Raw genomic sequence first — 18192 nt, forward strand, 5'->3', positions numbered from 1 at the left:
CACTTTTGCTGGTAGAAATTTTAATACAACAAAATTATGCTAGTAAATCCATTCCAAACAATTCTAGATGAATTAGGGGAAGTAAAACAACTCTTACATTCCATTCAAAAAGAACCCGAATTAGAACTTAAGAAAAAATTCTACTCATTCAAAGAGGCATCAGAAATTCTTAAAGTAGATTATCAAACTGTACGTTCACACGTTCTAAAAGGCAACATCAAAGCCGAGCAATTAGGTAGATTCTATAGAATCAATCATCTTGATCTGATGGCGGCATTAAAAGATGTAAAATCCCTTAAATACAAAAGATAAGCACCACAATTAAAACTTGTGGTGCTTTTTGATTTTTATTTCTAACCTAGAAATATGATTCCACGTGGTTCATATTTCAGCATAATCAATAATTTATGAATGATATGGCAATTAAAATAGCTGAAATTTCAGACGATGAATTTCAATTAGGATCTACCAATATTCTCAACGGATTAAAAGAAGATTTAAAATTAGTTTCAGGCAAAAACATATTCCCCGTAAATGTATTTCCGCCAATAATACAGAAACTCGTCGGTGAATTAGAAACAACCTTAAATTTCTCTCCAGATTATACTTCTGCTGCTATTTTATATGCGGTTTCGGTTTCGATTGGAAATCGAATTCAACTGAAAGTAAAAAACAGTTGGTTAGAAAAATCAAATTTATATATGGTTCTTGTTGGTAGAACGGGAGATGTGAAAAGTCACTCGGTTTCGTTTTGTCTTCATCCTTTGATGAACTTAGATAAGCAGAATTTTGACCACTATCTTTTAAAGAAAAAAGAATTTGAACAATTACCAATTGAGGAAAAGTCTAAAACTACAGTTCCAGTTCTTCGGCAGTTATTGCTGAATGATTTTACGCCGGAAGCATTTGTAAAAGCCCACTATTTTAATCCGAGAGGAATTGGTTTATACACCGATGAGATTGCAGGTTTCTTTAATTCTTTTAATCAATATCGAAAGGGAAGTGAGGAAGAATCCTATTTGTCTGCTTGGAGTGGGAAACCTATTATTAAAAATAGAATTTCTGGCGATGAAATGAGAGTTGACAATACAAAAGTAGATATTATCGGAACTATGCAGGAAGCTATTTTATCTAGTGTTTTTCAATCAAATAAAATGAAAAATGGTTTTATCGATCGTCTTCTTTTTGTGTTACCTCATAAATATGTTGATAATAAATGGAATGATAAAGATTTAGATGAAAAATATATTGGATGGTATTCAGAATTCATAGAGAAAACTTTTCAGCTCTCAGAAAATTCTGAAATTATACTCGAATTTCATCCCGAAGCAAAAGAATATCTGTACAAATGGCAGAATAGCCAAAAAAACGATTTTGATTTTGAATACCAACGAGGAATTTCTGTCAAATTGCAACAATATGTTTTGCGATTTTCAATTCTTTTAGAAGTCATTTATTCAATTTGTAATGATGAAAAACTCCACACGATTTCTTTAAAAACTTTAAAATCTGCAATTAAGTTAAGAGATTATTTTTTTGAAAATGCAGTTCGTGTTTTTGAGATTATTGATAATACGTATTACGATTCGCTCACCGAAATACAAAAAAATGTGTTTGATAAACTTCCACAACAATTCAAAACAGGAGAAGGAATTGAAATAATTTTGAAAGAAGATCTCATGAAAATTAGAAGTTTTAAAAATTTTCTAAAAGATGAAAAACTCTTTAAAAAAATAGCACACGGAATTTATGAAAAGCAAGTTTTTTAGACAGAGTTATTAATTTACAATTGCACTATTTGCACTATTGCATTTTGACTTTTAAAATACTGAATATCAGATAATTAATCTTAACTGAAAATGCAGGAAAGGGTAAGAAGTGCAAAATACATCTTTTTCAAAGTGCAGAAAATGCAACCAAAGTGCAACAAAAAACAACGTTCAATCACCCATGAATAAAGGAAAGTGCAAAAAATGTAGAAAGTGCAAGTATGAAAAGATACCGATATAATTTAGACCCAAGTTCCAAGAAATATAAATGTCCCAATTGTGGAAAATTTTCTTTGGTGATTTTCATTGATTCTGAAACTGGGGAAATTATGGAGCATTATGGAAGATGCGATAGAGAATCAAAATGCGGATTTTTTCATCATCCATCAAAAGATGGTTTTCAAAATAGTAAAAGTTCAACGGTATTAGATCTTTCAACTTATGAATTTTTTGCTTCGTTTCATAAAAATGATCTGGTGGAAATAGCGATGAAGAATGATAATAATTTCTTGAAATATTTAAGGTTTTTAGTTGGTATTAATAAAGCAAAAGAGGTTCAAGAAAAGTATAAAATTGGAACACTTCCCGAATTTAATAATGGAACAATTTTCTGGCAAATTGATGAGCAAAAAAAAGTGAAAGCAGGAAAAGTAATTCAATATTTTGAAACAGGAAAAAGAACAAAAAATATTACGTGGATGCATCAATTTTTAAAGAAGAAAAACGCAATTTTAGATTTTAATTTATCGCAATGTTTGTTCGGACTGCATTTAATTAAAGAAGATAAATCTAGTGTAATTGCTTTAGTAGAATCCGAAAAAACAGCATGCATAATGAGTGTGATATTTCCAGAATTTTATGGTTGTCTTGTGGTGCAAAAGGTGAGTTTAAATTGCAAAAATTAGAACCAATAAAACACCGAAAAATCATCGCCTATCCTGATTGTGAAATTCAAAAAAATGGTACAACTACCTTTCAAGAATGGAAAAGAAAAGCAACTGAATTTAACAGATTAGGATTTGAAATTTACGTTTCTGATTTGCTTGAAAAAGCAGCAAGCCTGCAACAAAAAGAGCAAGGAATCGATATTGCGGATTTTTTTATGCAAGAAGTAAATCGGACATAGGTAAACGGGTTTTATATCGAGATGTGCCAAATGCGCTACAAATCGTTCCGATTTTGCAGCTTTTTGGCAACTCGTTTTTCTCCCGATGGTCAAAAAAGTAAAAATTGCTTCACAATTTTAAAATATAAATAAAACAAATTAAATATGAAAAACAAAGAATATAGATTCAGAGTTTCACCACTTGAACATCTAGTAATTAAGAACAAAATCACAAAAACTGGTCTTTCTATTTCAGAATTTTTTCGCAGACTTTCTTTGGGTTTAGAACTCAAAAATAAATTGACAGATGATGAAATTGAATGCTACAAAAACCTCTCAAAATTTGCGGATAATTTTCGAAGAATTTCAAATTTATTTAAACTTGGAGATGTTACAGGAATGAAAAATGAAACCCTCGAAACTTCTAGATTAATTAGAAAACATTTGGAAAAATTGAAGTAAAATGATCGGAAAAGCAAAATCTTGTATCGGTGGTTTTTCACTTTTTAATTATGTAGTTGATGACGAAAAAGGAATAGAAATATTGCGTAATAATCTTTGTGGAGAAACACCAATTGAACTCTTTCAAGAGATGAAAATCTTACAAAATTTGAATCAAAAAGCAACTAACAAATTGATTTCATTGGTTCTTTCCCCTCATGTAAATGACGGCGAAAATTTAAGTAAAAAACAACTTGAAAACATAACGAAGGAATTCTTGAAAGAATTAAATATTGACACGGAAAAATCTCAATTCATCGCTTTTTTACATACGGAGAAAAGGCATCGGCATATTCACATCCTTCTAAATAGAGTAGATGAAAATGGAAAATTATTCCAGGATCATCATATCGGGAAAAAAGCGCAGTGGTCAGCTCATAGAGTTGCAGAAAAAAACAGATTAATTTCTGCGAAACAAATAAGAATTGATAAAATTAAAGACGTTGAAACTATTAAAATGGATTCTAAAAATTTAAGAAAAGAAATCTATCAAAAACATTTAAAAGTGATGGAATCTACACCAATAACGATGGAAAAATATTTGGCTGAAATGCTGAAAAAAAATATAAAATTTATTCCAACAATCAATAAGCAAGGTGAATTACAAGGTTTTCGAGTGAGAGATATGGAAAATCAAGGCGAAATGAAAGCAAGTGAAGTTCACCGAAATATGGGATTAAAAATTTTACTGGATTCAGGATTGTTTTTTAAGGACGAGAATTTCTCTTTAAATAATACAATGCAAAAATTGAATCAAGTTAATTCTCAAAAACTTGAAAAAGATTGGAGTAATGCTGAAAAAAAGAACAACAGTTTTTCTTCCTCAAATATTTTTGCTCCAAGTCCATGCATTGTAGATCACACCGAAGATGAGCTGAAACGAAAACGAAAAAAATTATTTAAAAGATAAAAATGGCGCAGAAATTAAAAACACAAGATTTAATGGAGGTTTTCAATAAGAATCTCAATGAAGTAAATCTAAAATTCGACTTGAATAAAGAAATAATTTCCACTCTTGATAAGAAATTGGAGCAGATTGAAAATTCATCTCTTAAAATTGAATATGAACCACTTGGAACTGTAATTTTAGATAATGATAAAATGTTTAAGGAGCACAGAAGTGAATTATCAAATATATTTGAAAAACAGATTTCCATGATGAAAGTTGTTTCTAAAAAAGAAAGCAAATATCAATTATATTTTTATGGTGCTTTGACTATTCTTTTGTTTTTGTGTGCGGCAATTCTTTCTTATGGAATTGATCAATATCATGAAAAGAAAGCTGCAGAAAAGGAAGTAAAATTCTATTCAAAAGAAGCATTCCGAAGAAATGAATATTTAAAAGAAAATAATTTGACCGAGAAGTATGAAAGTTGGCTTGAACAAAAACAGTCAAATCAAAATTCTGTTAATTAAGAAAAATTCTATTGAAAAGTGGAAAAGTGCCCAAACTAGTGCCCTCAAATTTCCCCACTTTTCAATAGAATACAACAATAACAATTTGATAATTAAAAGTTAAAAAGTCACTGATAATTATTTGTTTAAATATTTATATTTATAAGATTTTCATCTGCTTTTCGTATTTTTGAAAGATTACGAAATAAATATGACGATTCAACAGTATACTGATAATTTAAGTAGATTATATCAAACCGGTAACGCAAGGGAACATTCTTATCGAGGAGATTTACAAACGCTCTTATCAACTTTGCTTCCAGAAATTTTGGTGACTAACGAACCTGCTCGAATTGAATGTGGTGCTCCAGATTATGTTTTAACCAAAGGGAAAAACAACATTCCTGTTGGGTACATCGAAGCTAAAGATATTGGTGTTAAGCTAGATTCCAAATTATTAAAAGAACAATTTGATCGATATAGAAACGGACTTTCCAATTTAATCATCACCGATTATCTAACTTTTGAATTTTATCGTGATGGCGAAAAACTAAAAACAATCACCATTGCAAGTGCTATTGACGGCAAAATCGTAAGTCAGCCCGAACATTTTGCTGAATTTGAAAGTCTTATTAAAAACTTTGTACAAACCATTTCGCAAACCATCAAAAACCCGCAGAGATTGGCGGAAATGCTCGCTGGTAAAGCCCGGTTAATGGCAGATATTATTGAGAAATCCTTGAATGCAGACGATCAACATGAGCGAACTTCTGATCTGAAAAATCAAATGATTACGTTCAAGAATATGTTGATACATGACATAGACAATAAATCATTCTCTGATATTTATGCACAAACAATTGCTTACGGAATGTTTGCAGCACGCTATAATGATCCCACTTTAGAAACGTTTTCCCGTTTAGAAGCTGCAAATTTAATTCCGAAATCCAATCCTTTCTTGAGAAAACTGTTTCAGGATATTGCCGGTTTCGACTTGGATGACCGTTTGGTGTGGATTGTAGAAGAGTTGGTGCAGATATTTTTAGCCACCGATGTGGAGAAAATCATGACCAACTTTGGAAAATCCACAAAAATGGAAGATCCAATTATCCATTTCTACGAAACTTTTCTTGCGCAATATGATAAAAACCTCCGTAAAGTCCGGGGCGTTTGGTACACGCCGCAACCCGTTGTGAATTTTATTGTACGGGCCGTCGATGATATTTTAAAACACGAATTCAATTTACCACAGGGTCTTGCCGATACTTCAAAAACAAAAATAAAAGTAGAATCTCAAATTCCTGATGCTCGTTCTGCTACTGGTTTTAGATTAGTGGAAAAAGAAGTTCATCGAGTCCAGATTTTAGATCCCGCAACAGGAACAGGAACATTCTTAGCCGAAACAGTAAAACACATCCATTCCAAATTTAAAGGAATGGAAGGGATGTGGTCGAAATATGTAAAAAAAGATTTGATACCCAGACTAAATGGTTTTGAATTGCTGATGGCTTCTTATGCAATGGCACATCTTAAAATGGATATGTTGCTGAAAGAAACCGGTTATAAAGCCGACGACGACCAAAGATTTCGCATATTTTTGACCAATTCTTTAGAAGAAGCGCACGCAGATTCTGGGACATTATTTAGTTCTTGGTTATCGGATGAAAGTACGCAAGCCAATAAAATTAAAAAAGAAACTCCTGTAATGGTGGTGATGGGAAATCCCCCTTATAGTGGCGAAAGTGCCAATAAAGGTAAATGGATTATGAACCTCATGGAAGATTATAAAAAAGAACCAGGAGGAAAAGAGAAATTAAAGGAACGAAATCCGAAATGGATTAATGATGATTACGTTAAATTCATTCGTTTTGCGCAGTTTTTTATTAATAAAAATCAAAATGGAATTATTGGATTTATTAATCCCCACGGATTTTTAGATAATCCTACTTTCAGAGGAATGCGTTGGAACCTACTGAAAGAATTTGATAAAATTTATACGATAGATTTGCACGGTAATTCTAAGAAAAAAGAAATTGCTCCTGATGGATCTGCAGATCAAAATGTTTTCGATATTATGCAAGGCGTTTCTATTAATTTTTTTGTAAAAACTGGACGTAAAAAAGCAGGTGAATTAGCACCAGTTTATCATTATGATTTGTATGGCAAAAGAGATTTTAAATATGAATTTTTAAAAGAAAATGATATCAATAAGATACCATTCAATATGTTGGAGAATATTGCACCCAATTATTTTATGGTGCAAAAAGATTTCGGTGTTCAAAAAGATTATGATCTAGGTTTTAAAATAAATGAACTATTTTCTTTAAATAGTTTAGGATTGACTACAGCTCGTGACCATTTTACAATCCATAACAGCAAACAGGATGTTGAAAATATAATTAATGAATTTCTAATTTTAGATGATGAAATAGCAAGAACTAAATTTAAATTAGGTAAAGACGTTAGAGATTGGCAAATTAATTTTGCTAAAAAAGATTTAAATAAAAATTATCCAGATAAAGGTTCGTTCCAAGAAATTGCATATCGACCATTTGATAACAAATGGACATATTTCACTGGTAATTCAAAGGGTTTTCATTGTTTTCCAAGATCCGAGGTGATGAACAATTTAAAATTTCCAAACTTAGGATTAAGCTTAATAAAAAGAGCAAGAAGCGAATCCTTTAACACTCCAGTAATTTCAAATAAAATTACGGATAAAGGTATCTCTTCATCCCTTGATAATGCTAATGTTTTCCCACTTTATCTTTACAACGAAACATCTTCTCAAACAACAATAGAAGAAACGCCAAACAGAGTTCCCAATCTCAATATGGAAATTGTGGCGAAAATTGAGGAACAGCTCCACCTTGCTTTTGTCCCCGAAGAAAATTTAGTTGTAGATCTTGCCGAGGGTTATGATGGCACTTTCGCTCCGATCGATTTACTGGATTACATTTATGCCGTTTTGCACTCCCCAAAATACAGAAAAACCTATAAGGAGTTTTTAAAAATAGATTTCCCAAGAGTTCCATTTCCAACAGATCAAAAGCAATTTTGGGACTTAGTGGCTTTAGGAAAACGAATCCGTGAAATTCATTTACTAACATCTGAAAAAGTAAATGAATTTATATCTACCTACCCAGAAGATGGGACAAATATTGTAGAAAAACCGAGTTATAAAGATGGCAATGTACATATCAATAACACACAGTATTTCGCTAACGTTCCTGAAGTCGCATGGAATTTCTACATCGGTGGTTATCAGCCTGCCCAAAAATGGCTAAAAGACCGCAAGAATATGGAGTTATCGTATGAAGATATCATTCATTACAATAAAATGATTGTTGCGTTGACTGAGACCGATCGATTGATGAAGGAAGTAGATGGAGTGATTGATTTTTAAAATTTTTTACATTAACTAGGTATTAGAATATTATTACCTCCCTTAGATATTTTTGTAAAAAGAATCTCAGCTACAATGAAATAATCATTACGAATATTAATGGAATGTGAAAAGAAATATAAAAAGCAAACAACTTTCATAGGACAAATTTAAAAATTGTAATCTTCAAAGAAATGTTATTACGTAATTTTACTCAAAATTTTAGAAACTTCAGCGAACCTTGTATTTATGGAAAATGCTATAGTAAAGATAATATCAAACAAACTTTTTGAAACTTTCTATGTAGATGAATTAAAATATGGAAAGCAACAGGATGATGGTAGTTATAAACTTATCAAAGGTAAAATTACTCCAGTTACTATTCAGAATATGATTAATAAGCAAGAAAGCTTACTGACATATCAGGAACTGCATGTGGTTGATACTGCTTTGGTAAAATGGATTTGTATCGATTTAGATATTTCAAAAAGAGAAATTGATAACAATGATGTTAATGCTGATAATCTTAGAGCTGTCAAGAAAACAGCAGATGTTATAAGTGGTTTTCTAGACTCAGTTCATATTTCTCATTTAATGGAATTCTCTGGTAGAAGAGGATTTCATATTTGGGTTATTTTTGATTGCTTAATTACGAAGGAGGATGCTTATTACTTTATAAATTATATCTATTCAAATGTAAAAGATAATTTTGAGGATAACATTATTGCAGATTTATTTCCCAAAATACCTTTTGTTAATAGAAATTCAAAAGGTATTGGATATGGTATAAAGCTCCCTTTATCTCAAAATAAAGGGAGTGGTAAACTTTCGTTCTTTTTAAATAAAAATGAAAATTTTGATGTAATCCAAAGCAATTGGATAGAAAAAGCTAATCCTGAGTTCCTCCAGAAACAACTTGAAATATTAAAAGAGGTTGATTTCGTTACTTCAGAAAAAATCGAACTTTTAACTAAAAAATACAAAGAAAAAAAACCATACCTCCAATCTATAAGTAGATCCAGAAAAGTAGTTTCGACACTTTTAGAAAATATTAGCTTGGATGATATTCTTACCTCTCTGAGAAAATGTGAAAATTTGAATGTCATTCTAAAAGATTTTGAAAAAGGACTTGGGAACAAAGAGAGAGGAATCCTTGTAGGTTTATTAGGACAACTAAAGACTCCCAACAATCCGGAATTTGGCAAGAATATTTTATTAGAACTTTTTTCAAAAATTAAAGGTTTTAATAAAGAGATTACTTTAAAAAAGTTAGAGACTTACAAATATTTCAAACCAATTACATGCAGAAGTTTGGGGAACTGTTCTTTTTGTAAAGAACAGTCTATAAACTCACCAGTTGAGTTAATAGATGGAATTCTTTTACAATTACTACCTTCTTTTACTATACAAAATATTGATAGAGATATTTTTAATAAAATTCAATTATCATTACTGAATTATTCAATGAAGAATGATGAAGTCCCATTATATTCGCAATTAGAAGCTATCAAACATTTGGAATTTGAGGAAATAAACAAATACATTTCTGATATTTATAATAATAAATTGTTACTTAAAGTAGATTCTTTTAAATTTCAGCGAAATGAAGTAACAAAAATTAGAAATTTATATAATATTGATCCAATTAATAACTTTGTGTCAGTTTATTTCACATTTGTTCTAAATAATTTATTTTTTAGTGAAATTTCAAATAATTCTTATGGTTACGAATTTTCGCCTAGCTTTTACAAGCATAATATATTTAACAATTGGTTCTATAATTGGGCTAAATATACTAGAAGTATAGAAAATGTTCTCTTCGGTATTGAATACGAAGAATATTTCGTACTTAAGGTTGATATCAAGAGCTTTTATGATAAAATTGATTTGAAAAGGTTGAAAATTAAGTTGTTTGAAGAGGCTCCAATTGGAATTAAAATGAAATTAGATGAATTAGATGAAGAAAGTGTAGATAATTATAAATCGATAATCGATTTTCAAATAGAATTAGCAAGTAAAACAACAGATGAAAATAAAAAGGGACTACCACAAGGTCCTGCCTTTGCAAGATATTTAGCCGAAATCTATTTATTAGGACTTGATGATTTAATAGAAAATAAATTTATAAAGGATCAGAAGAGAGAGTTTTATAATCGATTTGTAGATGATGTTTTTATTTTTGTCGAATCTGAAGAAAGAGCTAAAGATTTGTTTAAAAACATTAAAGGTTGGCTTTCCATAAACGGTTTGGAATTAAATGATCATAAAACAAAAATAGTTAATGTAAAAGAATATAAAGATTCTGGCGAATATCATAAATTTAAAGATGACGTAAAATACGATATTAACCATGCTAATAAAAATAAGTCTTTGTTGTCTGAAATTGAAATCCAAGAAGCAATATCTAAGCTTGAAACTTTAACTGAGGACGTAAAATTTGGCTTAAAAGATAACTTAAGATTTTTTTATAATAATTTTAAGGATAGTAATAGATTGAATTTTATTAGAAAAAAAATGGCTGACGTATTACCTTTTAGTGATAATGGTAGAGGTACTTTATATCTAATTTTTTATAGCAATTTATTATCAAATTTCCCCAATCAATTTTGGAATATCTCAAATAAAATTAATAAAGTTAACGGTCTATCGTTAACCCATTACCTAAATACAATTTTACTTAATGAGGAAATATTGACAACAAGATTAAATGAAATTGACTCTTTAATAAAATCTGTATATCTAAAGGAAGATTTAACCGAAGCAGATAAATTACTGATTGTAATACTTAAATTTAAAACAAATAACCAAACCGATTTAAATTATTCAGATAAGATCATGAATGCAGCATTACAAACCCCAGGTCTAAAATTCGGAATTGAAAATTGGGCAACTATTGAAGAGGAACTTCGTGTTCTTGATGATTTAGATTTTCTTGTACAATTAAATCAGATAATTATAAAGCAAGATTTTACGAAAGAATTTTTGAATGAACTTGCTGACTACTCCTTTGTAAGATTTTCAGAATGGAAAAGTTCTAATAAAGATTTTATTAACCAAGAATTGGTTTTAAGGCTTTATTACCAAAACATAACCTTTTTAACCCTTTTTTGTGAATCTGAATACTCCAATGTGGGTCCGTCATGGGAACTATTGTTAGATGTCTCCATTAAGATAGGTCAGTTGAGTGATAACAAACATAAATTTAATTGGATTGATAAGATAGAATCGTTTAGTTATACAGATTTCTCGAAGAATAGCTACACACTCATTCTTTCTAATAAGGCTGGATCATCTTTGGGTAATAGTTCATGTGAAAATGAATTTTTAGACCAATATAGAAATTTATTAATTGTTTTACTTTTTAATAAGGATAAGGCAGCTGGTTCGGTTCATTTTCAGAAGGATGTTTTGGAGAATATCGATTCTGAAAATTCTTTGTTTTTTCAATGGGTTTCTAATCCTAATGCTAATCTTTATCCTGATCTACAGGAGGATGTTTGTTTAAAAAATATCGCATTGAACGGAATTATTGTCTTGAAAAATGAAAATAAGTTTTTTGTAAAAAATATTTATCAAAGTATCACAATAGATAATTATAATTATTTAAATATTGATCCAAAATATTCAGATAAAAATGAGATAGAATACGATGTACCATCAACTCGAATTAAAGATGCACTCAAGAAACCAAATTTTATTGAATTCATAAAGTCTCTTAGTGAAGTGGTAACTTCCCATGAAGGATTTAGAAAAGATTATAGATCTAATTATCCATATTTCTATAGACCATTTGATTGTATTGGTAGTCTTCCGGCAGTTCCTTTCTACTCTGACGCTCTGAGCGTAGTGAATTCTGTTGGTGAAATTGTAGAGCTGAATATTTCTTCTTATTGGAAAGGATTGCTAGATGTAATGAAAATATCAGAAATAGCTAATATAAAATTAGAAGAAAGTAGTTCAAAATTTAATTTCAAGGTTAAAGATATAAATGAAAGATTTTTTCCAGTTTCACCACTAATTATAGATTCTGACGAATCAAAAATTAATTTTATAAAATTATTCGCTAAAAATATTAATTCTGATATTAAAACCATTTTTCAATATCAATATAATTGGTGTAGTACTGTTTTAATATTATGTGGAGAATTAAAAAATTCAAACGACCTTATCATCAATTATCTGAAAATACATTTTGAAACTTATGATGGCAATAATGTAGCTGAGGATTTATTGTTTTCAGTAGACGAAACTTTAGCTCCTAAAAAAGATTCTTTAGAAGAATTTTTTAACACCATATTGAGCTCAGTAAACATTTTTCAAAATCAAGTTCATCTTGGTAAATTTGACATTCTAGAAATAATTACTACTTATATCTTAGATAAATTAGAAGTAAATTCTGCGGAACATCTTCCTGTAAATAAATCAGAGCTAATTAATTCTACAGTTCATATTAAGAAAAGTGACGACCCTTTTACTAAAAAGAGTACGTTTGCACTTTACATAAATGATCAAGAGTATAACACAGATAATGCTTTTCTATTCGATCACTATTCTCAAAAATTTCAGCTAGAATCATTGGAAGATCTTTCTGACAAAATAAAAGGTACAGAATATTTTGTTGCAAAAAATAAAGCTACAGTATTCATTTATGCACCAGAATTAGAATTTGTAAAATGTTACGAAAGGATAAATATCAGGAAAAATACACTTTATGACAAACTTTATTCGCATGTCGAAGATTTACCACCTAACAACGAAGAATATTTAAGTTTATTTCCTTTTAATTCTAGATACACAAATATTAAAAATATTGTCGAAGGAAGCGGTAAATTAGAAATAATTAAAGAGAAACTAGGAATACATCTTAAAGCATCATTTAATATTACAAATAGAATAATAAATTGGCTCTTATTATTTAACGAAGAGACTACCGATGGTAGCAATCTTAAAAAATACATGGATGAGAATGGAATAGAATTTCCCACTCTTTACGAATCAATTTTAAGCGTTTTAGCGAATCATAGTTCTGTTTCCCAAAATCATATTGATTTTTTTAAAGAGAAGATCGGTGATTATAATGTAGACAGCAATGCTATATTGTTACCTATTAAAGATAGTCTCAGCGACGCTAATGGCTTAAAGCGATTATTTGATAAGTCAGGCTTTCACGATAGAGATTTCAATTGGCAAAAGCAATTTGATAATTTATGTGGGGATCATAGTTTTAAAGAGTTAGTTATTATCACTGATGTTGCAATTTCAGGATCACAGACAAAAAAAGCTTTCGACTATTATTTAAAGTCAGATCATAAAGACAAAGACCAGTTATTAGAATTTAATGAAACAAAACCTGGTAAGAGAAAATCTCCAAAAGAAGAAAAGTACTTTTTGTTTACTACGCTTGAAAAATGTGAAAAATTTAAAAGTAATATATCTCAATTTGAAAAATTATTATTTGTCTCTCCATTAATGACTCAGAAGTTCAAGGAAAATATTGAAGATTATTTTAAAAGCATTAACCCTCACCTGTCATTTGAATACGAAGGAGAAATTTTGGCCGAGGAGTTTTACGAGTTTGGAAAATGCAAAATGAACAATGTTCATAGAGCGTTATTCAAAACATTGGTAAATGATGTTGAATTAATCAACAAATTATTTGACTATGGAATTAAGTACAATGAAAATTATTATAAGAGAAGCTTGGAGGAATTTGATAAAACTAATCTAATTTTGAGAATCCAGTCACTACCTTCAAAACATATCCGACTATTTTCTTTAAAACCACGGCGTGGGGGAACATCTTTGTTAGACTATATTGATAATTGGTAAACGTAAGTGATGCTCGTGTACCTTTTCAGTTTAGACATTTAGTAAATTGTCATTTGGTTTTTGATAAAACTTTAATTCGATTAGGAAGAATATTATTTTTCAAGATGGGGATGAGATTCCCTTATGATGTATGTAATGATACGGAGATCAAATTGGTATTTAAAATTAAAATATTAAAAAATATATTCTTGTTTCAGGATTGTAGGATAATAGCTTTTTAAACATATGGTTATTAAGGATCTTTAGAAATCAGGTGAGGCGTTTAGCGTACGACAACATTAAAAACAAATATTTCCGGTAGCGCTTATTTCCTCCATCCGAGTTCTGTCAAATTGAAAAAGGTGAATTCCCCTGTCAGGTGGAAAGTTAGGATGAAATCGATTTGTTATAAATTTATAATCTAAATATTAAAATATGATAATTACAACAGCATTGGTAACGACATTTTTACTGAAATTAGGTGAGAAGGGATTGGAAAAAGCATTTGAAACAGGTGGAGAAAAAATTTCGGAAAATTCTATAAATTGGATAAAAGGGCTCTTTTTTAAAGATGGAAAACCTAAAAAAGCATTAAAGGAACTTCAAGATGAGCCGGATAACAAAGGGAAACAGGAAATAGCAAAAAGTATTTTTGAGAATAGTATTGAAGAGAACGGAGAGAACATGAAATATTTTGAAGAGTTAGTTGAAAAACTTCATCAAATACAAAACACAACATCATATAGTAAAAATATTGTAACAGGAAATATTACTTCTGGCGGTAGTTCTATAGTAGGTGATGGAAATGTAATAAATTAATAATTATGAATAATAATATTGTTAGTGCCCCTATTAATGCAGGAGAAAATGCCATTATTGGCAATGGAAATACTATAATCCAAAATTTTATTAGTGGATTAGATATTTTATTGGGTGAGTACAAAGACCAACTAACAAATATTTCAAATTTACTCAATGAATTTAAACCCAAAACTGCCTTAAATTTATTACAAGATATCGAATACCGAATAAAAGATAAAGAAATTGCTCAAAAAGAGCTTTTATCTGGCAAGATCTTTTATTTAAAGGGTTTGTGTAAATCAGAAGTTGAAACCTTTAGAAAAGAAGATTCCGCAAAAGATTTTGTCAAAGCGTACAACATAAATAAGAATGATAATACTTTCAGAGATAGGGCTTGCATTGAATACTTAAATTTACAAGAAAATGAAAAAGCAAATTCTTTAGCAGAAGAAATTTTAAAGGTTGATGAATTTAACGTTGCAGCATGGTATGTAAAATGTGTTTTGTCGGAAGATTTGCTTACTACTCTAAAATTAGTTCCTAAAAATTTAAGAGATAATGCTGATTTCAGTAATTCTTTAGTATTTAGAATTATCCGTATGGATGAATTTAATTCTTTTGACGATTTAAAAAAATATAATATTGAGTATAAGGTCAGTATGGGCGAGTTTAAAGAATTAATATTTGCAAATAAACTCAAATGGATTATTAATATTGATTTGCTGATAAATAAATTTTTTTCGGAGTTTCCCTTGAGATACATTTCAGGAGAAAAATTAATCATTGAAAATAATGCAAGTATGCAAAATGCACTTGAATTACTTGACAAATATGTTTTAACATTAGATAAAACAGAACTTTCTGATTGTATAACACCATATAAATTTTATTACCACTATTTAAAGTATCTGATAAAGAATGATAAAGAAGATTATTTAGCATTATTTAAAAATTATAATAATTTACAAGAAATGCACTGGTCTTTAACTGTGTGCTTATGTCAGGTTCTCAATCATAATAAAAAATTTGAAGATACATTAAAAGTCTTAGATGAGTATTTAATCAAAGGCGGAGAAGATATTGTTGAATACTATATTTTTAAAGCAGTTGTTTTAGATGCTTTAGAAAAATATAAGGACGTTGAAAAAATCTTTTTACACTATTTGAATTTGAAAGAAACTTTAGATGAAAGAACGGTTTTAAATATTTTTTATACTTTCTTTAATATTCAAAAAAAATACGCTGATAAGAATTTATTTGAAAGAGAGTACAATGAGATGATGAATAAAACATATTATTTCCCAGAACTAAAAGAACTTGCAGATTTAACAATAAAAATAGATTTTTTAGAAGAAAAAGGAGAAGATATAAAGCGACGCTTAAAAGAAATAAATGTCAATAGTTTCACATTATTAGGTTGCAAAACACTTCTTGCAAGAAATTTTGAAGGTTTAGGATTAAGAAAAGATGCAATTACATGTTTGGAAACTTTTGTAGACAAAAGCAAAATAACTGAAGAATTGCGACTATATATTCATTTTTTAATTGAGCAATTATATGATAAAAATGATACTGAAAGAAGATATCAAGAATTATTAAAATTATTAGAGTTCTGGAGAAAGAATAATGATTATGTAGATGAACAGTTGTTATTAGTAGAGCGTAACCTTTTTATGGATATTAATGATCTAGAAAATCTTATAATTATTGACGGTTTGCTTAATAAGTTTTTTCCTGAAAATGAGCAATACCAATTTTTTGTTTTATTAACTCTGGATAAAATGGGGAATTTTGAACAACTAAAAGGGATTTCAGAAACTTTAAAAACAAATTTTGAAAATGAAATTTTAGGAGTAAATATTTCAATTCTTCTTTTAAGAAATAAAATCAATACACCGAAGGCATTCTCTATTTTATTTAATTTGGCGAAACATAAAAGTAATACTAATGCGCGTAGATCGTACTTTACACACTCCACAATTTTCACAGAGTACCTTGAAAAGTATGAAGAAGCAAAAATTGGGAATTGGGTTGTTTATAAAGTTGATGAATTAATAGACAAGATAAAAATAGATAAAGATGAAGGGTTACAAGGGAGGTTTTTAGGAAAGAAAGTTGGAGATGAGTTTATTGAAATCTCAAAGATTTCAGGAAATACTAAAAACATCGAAATTATAGAAATTTACAATGATGCAATGAAATTGTTTAGAGATATAACTGAGGAGGCCTATAATCCAATAAATGAACTTGGTTTTGAATCTATGAAACTACCTGAAAATATTGAGGACTTAGAAACTTTTTTAAAAAATCAATTTGGAGCGCATGGAACTGAACAAAAAAATTATATAGACGAATCTTTGAACGAATATTATAATTCAGCCAAAGGATTTATTGAAATTACTAAAGCGGTTTTTAAGGACGATTTTATCGATGCTTATAATCATCTTACTTTAAATTTAGGATCTAAATATACTACTATTCCGAGTTCGTTAACTAATAATTATTTTGCTGAGGATTTCGGTTTAGATTTTAGTACATTATTATTATTTTACAATTTAGCAACAGATTTCGAATTTAAGTTTATTCATAAATTTAAAATTTCATTTCAGATAAAATTAGAACTTGATAGGAAAATTCAAGAATTAAAAGTTTCTCCAGTTTCAACGCTTTCTGTCAATATAACGCTTGATCGAGTGGAAAAATTTATGTATCCCGACGATATAAATGAAATAAGAATTGAATACTTGGAAAAAGTACTTTTATGGGTAAATAATAATTGTATTGTGGATAAAGTAATTGAAAAACTTGAGTTATATCCCAAATTAAGAGAAAACGAGAATAAATTTGATTCAGATTTCACCAAATTGCTTGTTGATTTAATGTATATGTCCTCAAGGCTAGATTTTAGATTGATTAGTAGTGATTCATTTATATTGATTAATAACTACAAGAGTAATATTTATACTAATATTTTAAATCCGGAAAAATATCTTAAAACATATTATTCAGAAAAGTGCGACGAAATATTTTATCGGCAACTTTTAAAATGGAATTATAGTGGGATTGATATTAATTTTGGTGTTTTGAAAAATGAATTTGTTGATTTCCTTGCGGGAAAAGATAATTGTTATTCTAAAGCCGTAGATAATTTACAGTTCTCTCTGCATTCAAATCCGAAAATAATTTATACCTGTAGTAAATTTTTGAAAGAAGTTTATTTGTTTAGTTCAATAACTATGGAGAATAAAAATAGATATGCTTTCGATATTATTGCAAGTAGCTTTAATCAAATGCCAATTAAGTTAATAAAGATTTATGAGGTTACAATTAGATCTGAATTTAAATTGTTGGGCAATTATTTTGATGAGGTTCTTGTAACATTTGGAGAAGTTAAAAAATTGTACGGTTTAAATTGAAAATAAAATATT

General features: G+C 29.1%; 11 protein-coding genes. All 11 read left to right on the forward strand.

Going from position 1 to position 18192, the window contains the following annotated elements; all coding sequences use genetic code 11:
• Positions 1-36: 36 nt before the first annotated feature.
• Positions 37-312, forward strand: coding sequence for a helix-turn-helix domain-containing protein (locus BW932_RS09615; protein WP_076387289.1), 276 nt, complete (start codon positions 37-39; stop codon positions 310-312).
• A 104-nt stretch (positions 313-416) separates the two neighbouring features.
• Complete coding sequence (locus tag BW932_RS09620) at positions 417-1769, forward strand: DUF3987 domain-containing protein (protein WP_159436429.1); 1353 nt, start codon at positions 417-419, stop codon at positions 1767-1769.
• A gap of 221 nt (positions 1770-1990) precedes the next feature.
• Complete coding sequence (locus tag BW932_RS09625) at positions 1991-2674, forward strand: DUF6371 domain-containing protein (protein ID WP_076387291.1); 684 nt, start codon at positions 1991-1993, stop codon at positions 2672-2674.
• Positions 2662-2895, forward strand: coding sequence for a hypothetical protein (locus tag BW932_RS09630; protein WP_076387292.1), 234 nt, complete (start codon positions 2662-2664; stop codon positions 2893-2895). Before BW932_RS09625 ends, BW932_RS09630 begins: the two co-directional genes overlap by 13 nt.
• Positions 2896-3039: 144 nt before the next feature.
• Positions 3040-3336: a plasmid mobilization protein gene (locus tag BW932_RS09635; RefSeq protein WP_076387293.1), complete on the forward strand. Its 297-nt coding sequence runs from the start codon at positions 3040-3042 to the stop codon at positions 3334-3336.
• Between the two features lies 1 nt (position 3337).
• Positions 3338-4285 carry a relaxase/mobilization nuclease domain-containing protein gene (locus BW932_RS09640; protein WP_076387294.1) on the forward strand — a complete coding sequence of 316 codons (948 nt, stop codon included), beginning with the start codon at positions 3338-3340 and terminating at the stop codon, positions 4283-4285.
• Between the two features lie 2 nt (positions 4286-4287).
• Positions 4288-4791, forward strand: a complete 504-nt coding sequence (locus BW932_RS09645; RefSeq protein ID WP_076387295.1) for a hypothetical protein — start codon at positions 4288-4290, stop codon at positions 4789-4791.
• Positions 4792-4981: 190 nt separating this feature from the next.
• The gene (locus BW932_RS09650; protein ID WP_084566496.1) at positions 4982-8176 is read left to right on the forward strand and encodes a type ISP restriction/modification enzyme; all 3195 of its coding nucleotides are present in this window, start codon (positions 4982-4984) and stop codon (positions 8174-8176) included.
• 228 nt (positions 8177-8404) lie between these two features.
• Complete coding sequence (locus BW932_RS09655) at positions 8405-13984, forward strand: reverse transcriptase domain-containing protein (RefSeq protein ID WP_076387296.1); 5580 nt, start codon at positions 8405-8407, stop codon at positions 13982-13984.
• Between the two features lie 414 nt (positions 13985-14398).
• Positions 14399-14782: a hypothetical protein gene (locus BW932_RS09660; protein ID WP_076387297.1), complete on the forward strand. Its 384-nt coding sequence runs from the start codon at positions 14399-14401 to the stop codon at positions 14780-14782.
• Positions 14783-14787: 5 nt separating this feature from the next.
• A complete protein-coding gene (locus BW932_RS09665; protein WP_076387298.1) occupies positions 14788-18180 on the forward strand; it encodes a hypothetical protein in 3393 nt (1130 codons plus the stop codon).
• Positions 18181-18192 lie beyond the last annotated feature (12 nt).

The organism is Kaistella chaponensis (assembly GCF_900156725.1).
GTDB classification, from domain to species: Bacteria; Bacteroidota; Bacteroidia; order Flavobacteriales; family Weeksellaceae; genus Kaistella; species Kaistella chaponensis.